At 71.2% G+C, this 1,034-nt stretch carries 1 protein-coding gene and 1 pseudogene; both read right to left on the minus strand.

The annotated features are described in order from the left end of the window. On the minus strand, window positions 1-194 hold a 194-nt coding region (locus tag BQ7388_RS10820), incomplete at its 3' end, for a double zinc ribbon domain-containing protein (protein WP_129583269.1). Between the two features lie 34 nt (window positions 195-228). After that, window positions 229-1,034 (minus strand): annotated as a pseudogene (gene acnA / locus BQ7388_RS10825) (aconitate hydratase); the annotation flags it as partial.

Below are 1,034 nucleotides of genomic sequence, written 5' to 3' on the forward strand. Positions count from 1 at the left end.
TCGCCACACGCCGGCTCCTGCGGCATCCCGCAGGAGGGGCAGACCTCGTCCCCCTCGCCCACGAGCGCCCCGCAGTTGGGACACCAGCGGCCCTCCTGGCGCGGCATCGAGACCGTCATGCCGAGGTCGGCCCTGCAGGCGGGACAGACCGCCGAGCCGTCAGGCACGTTGGACCCGCAGTTGGGACAGATCATGGCGGAACTCCTTGGCTCTTCCGGGCGAGGCGGCCTACGAGAGGCTGTCGAGGACGTAGGGCAGTATGCCACCGGCAGTCATGAAGCGCGCCTCGAGCGGGGTGTCGACCCTCGCGACGCAGGAGAAGCGCAGCTCGCTGCCGTCCGCCCGACGCGCCACCACCTCGCAGTCGCGCTCGTTGGGGAGCCCCCGGGAGAAGTCGATCGCCTCGACGTCGAACGACTCGCTGCCGTCCAGGCCGAGCTCCGCGACGCCCTCCCCCTCATGGAACTGGAGGGGCAGCACGCCCATCTGCACCAGGTTGGAGCGGTGGATGCGCTCGAAGCTCTGCGCCAGCACCGCACGCACGCCCAGGAGGGCCGGACCCTTGCCCGCCCAGTCGCGGCTGGAGCCGGAGCCATAGAGCTTGCCTGCGAGGACGACCAGGGGCACGCCCTGGGCCCTGTAGTGGCAGGAGGCGTCGTATATGCTCTTGACCTCGCCGTCGAGCAGGTCGCGAGTCCAGCCTCCGCTCCTCCCGCCCGCGAGGGCGTTCCTCAGCCTGACGTTGGCGAAGGTCCCGCGCATCATGACCTCATGGTTGCCCCGACGGCTCCCGTAGCTGTTGAAGTCCTCGGGGGCCACGCCCCTCTCGCCCAGATAGCGGGCGGCGGGAGAATCCGGCGCGATGGAGCCGGCGGGAGAGATGTGGTCGGTGGTCACGAAGTCGCCGAGCAGGGCGAGGCAGCGCGCGCCCCTGATGGCGGGCGTGCCGCCGCGCTGGTCCGCGTCGAAGTAGGGGGCCCTCCGGACGTAGGTGGAGTCCGGGTCCCAGGGGAAGGTGTCGGGCGAGCCGGAGT

Origin of the sequence: Olsenella phocaeensis (genome assembly GCF_900120385.1) — a bacterium.
In the GTDB taxonomy this organism is placed as follows: Bacteria; Actinomycetota; Coriobacteriia; order Coriobacteriales; family Atopobiaceae; genus Olsenella_I; species Olsenella_I phocaeensis.